Annotated in this window: 2 protein-coding genes (1 of these 2 only partly in view); one reads left to right on the top strand and one right to left on the bottom strand. The window is 74.3% G+C overall.

The genetic code is table 11. The features are described 5' to 3' along the window. On the top strand, positions 1-7512 hold the final stretch of the coding sequence (locus ACLJQZ_RS41200) for an SDR family NAD(P)-dependent oxidoreductase (protein WP_410626325.1). The gene continues 20049 nt to the left of window position 1, outside the view; 7512 of the gene's 27561 nt are visible here — the last part of the coding sequence; the start codon falls outside the window, past its left edge; its stop codon occupies positions 7510-7512. A 60-nt stretch (positions 7513-7572) separates the two neighbouring features. Here the strand turns inward: ACLJQZ_RS41200 and ACLJQZ_RS41205 are convergent. Further along, positions 7573-8198, bottom strand: a 626-nt coding sequence (locus ACLJQZ_RS41205; protein WP_410626327.1) for a class II fructose-bisphosphate aldolase, incomplete at its 5' end; no start/stop codon positions are given.

Here is an 8198-nt window from a genome sequence, read left to right on the forward strand (position 1 = left end):
TGGGACGGCCTCGTCGAGGGCCGCGCGGTCCCGGTGCCCACTTACGCCTTCCAGCACCAGCGGTTCTGGCCGCACGCCCGCGTCAAGGCCGGCGACCCGGCCGGGCTGGGCCTCGGCGCGCCCGGGCACCCGCTGCTCGGCGGGTCGGTCGAGCTGGCCGAAGGCGCCGGGCTGCTGTTCACCGGCCGGCTTTCGACGCAGACGCAGCCGTGGCTGGCCGACCACACGGTCCTCGGCACGACGGTGCTGCCCGGCACGGCGTTCGTCGAACTCGTCCGCCGCGCCGGCGACGAGGCCGGCTGCCCGGCCGTCCGCGAGCTGACCCTCCTGGAACCACTGGCCCTCGACACGGCCGCGCACCTGCAGATCCGCGTCGCCGCACCGGACGCCGCGGGCCTGCGCGACGTCGACGTGTTCTCCCGCCCCGAAGGCGACCACGGCAGCTGGACCCGGCACGCGACCGGCGTCCTGGAGCCGTCGACCGGAACGGCCGCGATCGACGTGACCCGCCCGGCCGACGCGATCCCGGTCGACGTCGACTACGAAACCCTGGCCGCCCTCGGCCTCGGTTACGGGCCAGCGTTCCAGGGTTTGCGCCGGGTCTGGCGCAGCGGCGACGACGTCTACGCCGAGATCGAACTGGGCGAGGACACCGCCGCGTTCGGCCTGCACCCCGCGCTGCTCGACTCGGTTCTGCACGCAGTGGCCCTCACGGCGGACCACACCCGCCCGCACGTGCCGTTCAGCTGGCGCGGCGTCCGGTTGCACGCCGCCGGGGCGTCGTTCCTGCAGGCCCGCATCACCCCGGCGGGCACCGACACCGTCTCCTTGGCCCTCGCGGACGCCGACGGCAACCCGGTCGCGACGGTCGACGCCGTGACGTTCCGGCCCGCCGCGGTCACCCGCGCCCGGTCCGCCGTCAAGGACGCGCTGCTCCGGCTCGACTGGATCCCGGCCACGGCCGCACCGAGCACGTCGTCCCTGCTCCTCGAAGGCACGCTGGCCGACCTGGCGGAGGTGCCGGACCACGTCGTCGTCCCGATCTCCGGAGGAGATGTCCACGAAGTCACCGCCGGGGCGCTCACCCTGGTCCGCGACTGGCTCGCCGACCCCCGCTTCGCCGACGCGAAACTCGTCTTCCACACCCACGGCGCCACCGACGGCACCGACCTCGCCGCGGCCGCCGTCTGGGGGCTCGTCCGCTCCGCGCAGACCGAGCACCCGGACCGGTTCCTGCTCGTCGACGGCGACCTCGCCTTCGCCGCCGGAGAACCGCAGGTCCGCGTGCGTGACGGCGAGCTGTCCGTGCCGCGCCTGGTGCGCGCCGACGTGACGCCCGAGCCGTGGACCTGGGATCCCGACGGGACCGTCCTGATCACCGGCGGCACCGGGGGACTGGGCCGGCTGCTGGCCCGGCACCTGGTGCGGGAACACGGGATGCGGCACGTGCTGCTGGTCAGCCGCAGCGGCCAGTTCGACTTCGACCTCGGCGCCGAGGTGACCGTCGCCCGCTGCGACGTCACCGACCGCGTCGCGCTCAAGGCCCTGATCGACGGCCTCGAGCACCCGCTCACCGCCGTCGTCCACGCGGCCGGCGTCCTGGACGACGCGACCGTCGAAACCCTGACCGACGACCAGCTCGACCGCGTCCTGCGCACCAAGGCCGACGCCGCCTGGGCGCTGCACGAGCTGACCGCCGACCTCGCCGGCTTCGTGCTGTTCTCCTCGATCGCCGGCACCATCGGCGGCGCGGGCCAGGCGAACTACGCCGCCGGCAACGCCTTCCTCGACGCGCTCGCCCACCATCGCGCCGCCCTCGGGCTGCCCGCCGTCTCGCTGGCCTGGGGCCCGTGGTCCGGCACCGGCGGCATGACGGCGGACCTCACCGACGCCGACGTCCGCCGGATGGCCCGCGACGGCATCTCTGTCCTGACGGCCGAGGACGGCCTGGAGCTGTTCGACGCCGCCCTCGGCGCCGGAACCCCCGTGCTCGCACCGGTCCGCCCGGCCGCGTCGGCGACCGGCGAGGTCGCCCCGCCGCTGCGGGGGCTGGTCCGTGCGACCACCCACCGCGCCAAGACGGCGAGCACCGGCGAGCTGGGTCGGCGGCTGGCCGGGCTCACCGAAGCCGAACGCCGGGACGTCGTCGCGGACCTGGTCGCCGGGCAGGTCGCCGCGGTGCTCGGGCACGCCGACAGCACGTCGATCGACCCCGGCCGGGCGTTCTCGGCCATGGGCTTCGACTCGCTCACCGGCGTCGAGCTGCGGAACCGGATCGCCACCGCGACCGGGCTGCGGCTGCCCACGACGCTGGTCTTCGACCACCCGAACGCGGCCGCGCTGACGGCCCACCTGCTCGCCGAACTGGTCGGCACGACGGAACCCGCCGCGGAAACGCGCCCGGTCCGGGCGGCCGACGACGACCCGATCGTCATCGTCGGCATGGGCTGCCGCTACCCGGGCGGCGCCGGCTCCCCGGCCGAGTTCTGGGACCTGGTCGCCGCCGGCACCGACGCGATCGGCGGCTTTCCGGCCGACCGCGGCTGGGACCTCGGCGCGCTCTACGACCCGGACCCCGACCACGCGGGCACGACCTACACCCGCGAAGGCGGTTTCCTGCACGCCGCGGCCGAGTTCGACGCCGCGTTCTTCGGGATGAGCCCGCGCGAGGCCGTCGCCACCGACGTCCAGCAGCGGCTCCTGCTGGAGACGTCGTGGGAGGCCCTGGAACACGCGGGGATCGACCCGGTGAGCCTGCGCGGCTCGTCGACCGGCGTGTTCGCGGGCGTGATGTACAGCGACTACGGCGGCCTGCTCACCGGCGGCGAGTACGAAGGCCAGCAGGGGTACGGCAGCGCCCCGAGCGTCGCCTCCGGCCGCGTCGCCTACACGCTCGGACTCGAAGGTCCCGCGGTCACGGTGGACACGGCGTGCTCGTCGTCGCTGGTGGCGCTGCACTGGGCGTCGCAGGCCCTGCGGGCGGGGGAGTGCTCCCTCGCTCTGGCCGGCGGCGTGACGGTGATGTCCACCCCGGCCACCTTCGTCGAGTTCTCCCGCCAGCGCGGACTGTCCCCCGACGGCCGGTGCAAGGCGTTCTCCGACGGCGCCGACGGCACCGGCTGGTCCGAGGGCGTCGGCCTGCTGGTCCTCGAACGCCGGTCGGACGCGCTCCGCAACGGCCACGAGATCCTCGCCGTGGTGCGGGGTTCGGCGGTCAACCAGGACGGCGCGTCCAACGGTCTCACCGCCCCGAACGGACCGTCGCAGCAACGGGTCATCCGCCAGGCCCTGGCGAGCGCCGGACTGTCCACATCGGACGTCGACGTCGTCGAAGCGCACGGCACCGGCACGAAACTGGGTGACCCGATCGAGGCCCAGGCCCTGCTGGCCACCTACGGCCAGGACCGCGAAACGCCGCTGCTGCTGGGCTCGGTGAAGTCCAACTTCGGGCACACCCAGGCCGCCGCGGGCGTCGCGGGCATCATCAAGATGGTCCAGGCGATGCGGCACGGGATCGTGCCGAAGTCGCTGCACGTCGGCGAACCGTCGTCCCATGTGGACTGGGACGCCGGCGCCGTCGAGCTGGTCGGCGAAACCCGCGGCTGGCCGGAGGTCGGCCGCGCGCGGCGGGCCGGGATCTCGTCGTTCGGGATCAGCGGCACCAACGCCCACGTGATCATCGAGCAGGCTCCCGAGCCGCCCGCCGCACCGGCCGCCGGACTCGCCGTCTGGCCGCTGTCCGCACGCTCCGCTGCCGCGGTCCGGGCCCAGGCCGCGCGGCTCGCCGGCGTGGTCGGCAACCTGGACGCGGGTGACGTCGGCCGTGCGCTGGCCCTGCGGTCACCGTTCCCGCACCGCGCCGCGGTGGTCTCCGAAGGCCCGACGGCCGCGCTGGCCGCGTACGTCGAGGCGGGCACCTCCACCGACGTCGTCGAGGGCACGATCCTGACCGGGCCGACCGCGTTCCTGTTCTCCGGACAGGGCGCGCAGCGACCGGGGATGGGCCGGCAGCTGGCCGAGCGGTTCCCGGTGTTCGCCACGGCGTTCGACGAGGTCCTCGCGCTACTGGACCCGGACGTCCGGGCGGCGCTGGACACCGATCTCGTCGACCGCACGGAGTACACCCAGCCCGGCCTGTTCGCCTTCGAGGTCGCCACGGCGCGGCTCCTGGAGTCGTGGGCCGTGCGCCCGGACTTCGTCACCGGCCACTCGGTGGGGGAGATCGCGGCCGCGCACATCGCGGGCGTGCTGACGCTCGAAGACGCGTGCACGCTGGTCTCTGCCCGGTCGCGCCTGATGGGCGCGCTGCCCGAAGGTGGCGTGATGGTCGCCGTCCGGGCGTCCGAGGCGGACGTCCTGCCGCTGCTGAGCGCCGGCGTCGACATCGCCGCGGTCAACGGCCCTGAGTCCGTCGTGTTGTCCGGGCTGGAAGACGCCGTCGAGGCGGTGGCGTCGAAGTTCGGGAAGCAGCGCCGGTTGCGTGTGTCGCACGCGTTCCACTCGCTGCTGATGGAACCGATGCTGGCCGAGTTCGGCGAAGTCGTCGCGGGCCTGGAGTTCTCGACGCCGGCCGTACCGATGATCGCGGCGGGCGACGTCACGTCACCGGATTACTGGGTCCGGCAGGTGCGGGACGCGGTCCGGTTCGCCGACGCGGTCGAGCGGCTCGCCGGGTCCGGCGTGACGCGGTTCGTCGAGGTCGGCCCGGACGCGGTGCTCGCGAGCCTGGTCGACGTCCCGGGCGCGCTCGTCGTCCCGGTGGCGCGCCGCGACCGCGACGAGGAGCGGACGTTCCTGACCGCTCTGGCCGAGCTGTACGTCTCCGGCGTCGACGTCGCCTGGTCCACCCCCGGGCCGCGCGCGGACCTGCCGGGTTACCCGTTCGAGCACCGCCGCTTCTGGCCGCCCGTGCGTCAGGGTGACGCGCGTGGCGCGGCCGGGCACCCGCTGCTCGGCGGCGTGCTCGACCTGGGCGCGTCCGGCACCGCCGTCTGCACCGGCCGGCTGTCCGCGGCGGCCCAGCCGTGGCTGGCCGACCACACGATCTTCGGCTCGATCGTGCTGCCCGGCACGGCGTTCCTCGAGCTGGCCCGCCACCTCGGGACGCAGGTGGGCTGCGACCGCGTCGACGAGCTGACCCTGCTCGCCCCGCTGGTCCTGCCCGGCGACGGCGCCGCCACGATCCAGGTGTCGGCCGGCCTGGCCGACGACGCCGGGAACCGGCCGGTCGGGGTCCACTCCCTGCTCGAAGGCGGCACCTGGACCCGGCACGCCACCGGCGTCCTCGCCCCGGCCACCCCGGCACCCGCGTCCGACACGGGCGAGTGGCCGCCGGCCGGCGCGTCGCCGGTGGATCTCACGGACGCCTACCCGCTGCTGGCGGACCGTGGTTTCGACTACGGCCCGGTGTTCCAGGGCCTGACCGCGCTCTGGCGGCGCGACGACGAGCTGTTCGCCGAAGTGCGGCTCGACGACCCGGAGACCAGCGCGTTCGGGCTGCACCCGGCGTTGCTCGACGCCGCCCTGCACCCGAGCATGGTGGCCGACCCGGACGGCAAGGCCGCCCTGCCCTTCACCTGGCGCGGCGTCTCGCTGCACCAGACCGGCGCGGCGGACCTGCGCGTCCGGCTGGAGCCGGCGGGCCCGGACACGATCAGCATCACCATCACCGACCCGGCGGGCGCACCCGTGGCCACGGTCGACGGCCTGACGGTCCGTGAACCGGCCGCCGACCAGCTCCGGGCCAACCACCTCTACCGGCTCACCTGGACCCCGCTGCCGGCGAGCCCGGCGGCCGAGGTGACGGCCCCGGACCACACGCTGACCGATCCGGCCCGCGCGCTCGACGACCTCGCCGCTCTCGGCGTGGACGGGCCGGTCGTGGTCACCGTCCCGGCGTACCCGGGCGGCCCGACGGCCGCGACCCGCGCCGCGACCACCGCGGTCCTGGCGTTGCTGCAGGCCTGGCTGGCGGACCCGCGGTTCGACGACGTGCTCGTCCTGCGCACCAGCGGAGCCCTGACCGGCGACGACCTCGCGGCCGCCGCGGTGTGGGGCCTGGTGCGCTCGGCGCAGCAGGAGAACCCGGGCCGGTTCGTCCTGGCCGACACCGACGATTCGCTGCCCTTGCGGGACTTCCTCGGCGCCGGCGAGCCGGAACTGTCCATTCGGGACGGAGCCGCGTCGGCCGCCCGGCTCGATCGCGCCACCACCGGCCCCGACGTTACCGAGTGGGACCCGGAACGCACGGTCCTGATCACCGGCGGCACCGGCGGTCTCGGCGCCCTCGTCGCCCGGCGGCTCGCCGCGGCCGGGCAGCGGAAGCTGCTGCTGGTCAGCCGATCCGGCGTCGCCGAGGACGGGCTCGAAGCCGACCTCCGCGCGCTGGACGCCGCGGTCACCGTCGCCGCCTGCGACGTCGGCGACCGGACAGCCCTCGCGGCCCTGCTCGACGGCGTCGACCTCACGGCCGTGGTGCACGCCGCGGGGGTGCTCGACGACGGCGTCCTCGGCTCGCTGACCCCGGATCGTTTCGAGACGGTGCTGCGGCCCAAGGCCGACGGCGCGTGGCACCTGCACGAACTCACGGCCGGGCACGACCTCGCGGGCTTCGTCCTGTTCTCCTCGCTCGCCGGGACGATCGGCGGCGCGGGACAGGCCAACTACGCCGCGGCGAACGCGTTCCTCGACGCCCTCGCCGTCCACCGGCACGCCCACGGCCGGCCCGCGGTCTCGCTGGCGTGGGGCCCGTGGACGCCGGAGGCGGGCATGACCGCCGCCCTGCCCGACGCCGAGATCCGGCGCCTGGCCCGGGCCGGCGTCGAGCTGCTGGCCGCCGACGACGGGCTGGCCGTGTTCGACGCGGTCCGCGCGGGCGGCGACCCCCTGGCCGTGCCGGTCCACCTGAACCTGCCGGTGCTGCGCGGCCAGGACGTCCCGCCGGTGCTGCGCAAGCTGATCCCGCCGCGCCGGACCGCGTCGTCGGCTCCAGCCCGGGCCGACCTCGCGCCGCGGCTGGCCGGGCTGTCCCCGGCGGACCGGATCGAGGTGCTCCTGGAGGTCGTCGCCGACGCGGTGGCCGTGGTGCTGGAACACGGGCCCGAGGACGTCGTCGGCCCGGACCAGGCGTTCACCGAACTCGGCTTCGACTCGCTCACCGCGGTCGAACTGCGGCGGCGGCTGGAGAGCGCGACCGGGCTGCAGCTGCCGGCGACGCTCGCGTTCGACCAGCCGACCCCGCGCGACCTCGCGGCCTACCTCGCCGAGCTGGTCGCCCCGGAGGAGAAGCCGGAGCAGGCGATCCTCGCCGACCTCGCGCGGCTGGAGAAGGTGCTGCAGGACGCCGTGCTCGACCCCGGTTCGCACGAGGAGATCGCGACCCGGCTGGAGCAGCTGCGTGGCACGTGGAGCGCCCGCGAAGACGTGGAAGGCGACGGCTTCGACTTCGACGCCGCCAGCGACGAGGACGTCTTCGCGCTGCTGGACGAGAAGCTGAGCGCCGACTGGGACTGACCGCGAGCACACGAAGGGGCCGCACTTTCATAGGGAAAGTGCGGCCCCTTCACATGGGCTTTACTTGAGCTTGGTGCCGGCGGAGCCGAGGGCCTGGCAGGCCTCGACGATCCGGGCGGCCATGCCCCCTTCGGCGGCCTTGAGGTAGGAGCGGGGGTCGTAGAACTTCTTGTTGCCGACCTCGCCGTCGATCTTCAGGACGCCGTCGTAGTTCTTGAAGAAGTGGTCCACGATCGGGCGGGTGAACGCGTACTGCGTGTCGGTGTCGACGTTCATCTTCACCACGCCGTAGGAGACGGCTTCGCGGATTTCTTCCGGCAGTGAGCCGGAGCCGCCGTGGAAGACCAGCTCGAAGGGCTTGGAGCCGGCGTCGAGGCCGAGTTTCTTCGACGCGGCTTCCTGTCCGCCCTTGAGGACGTCGGGGCGCAGCTTGACGTTGCCGGGCTTGTAGACGCCGTGGACGTTGCCGAAGGTGGCGGCGAGCAGGTAGCGGCCGTTTTCGCCGGAGCCGAGCGCGTCGATGGTTTTGAGGAAGTCGCCTTCGGCGGTGTAGAGCTTTTCGTTGATGTCGTGGGCGACGCCGTCTTCTTCGCCGCCGACGACGCCGATCTCGACTTCGAGGATGATGTTCGCCGCGGCGGTCTTGGCCAGCAGTTCCTGGGCGATCTGCAGGTTTTCGTCGAGGT

Origin of the sequence: Amycolatopsis sp. cmx-8-4 (assembly GCF_046548675.1) — a bacterium.
Classification (GTDB): Bacteria; Actinomycetota; Actinomycetes; order Mycobacteriales; family Pseudonocardiaceae; genus Amycolatopsis.